The organism is Pseudoalteromonas sp. CR1 (assembly GCF_019392235.1).
Lineage (GTDB): Bacteria > Pseudomonadota > Gammaproteobacteria > Enterobacterales > Alteromonadaceae > Pseudoalteromonas.
In genome coordinates this window covers 1-242 of record NZ_JAHXRM010000559.1, presented here as the reverse complement: position 1 = coordinate 242, position 242 = coordinate 1, and the positions used below count along the sequence as shown (strand labels likewise).

The window sequence follows — 242 nt, the reverse complement described above, 5'->3', positions numbered from 1 at the left end:
CAAGGATTGAACGAGAGCACGTCATCACCGTAGACGCGCCGGGCCGGAGAGTAAGCATCCTGCGGCGGGAGCCGCAGGGTGGCGACCGGCTGGTGCGGTGAGATATCGTCCGGCCAGAGCACCGAGGCGTCCTCGACCGGCATCGCCGCGAGATCGGTGCAGAGCTGGGCACGGAGCTGATACTCGGCCCCTTCTGTCCGGAAGTGCTCGACGACGAGATCGCGCATAGTCCCGTCGTCGAC

General features: G+C 66.5%; 1 pseudogene. It reads right to left on the bottom strand.

What is annotated here, in order from left to right:
• Positions 1–227 (bottom strand): annotated as a pseudogene (locus tag KZZ04_RS20545) (catalase); the annotation flags it as partial.
• Positions 228–242 lie beyond the last annotated feature (15 nt).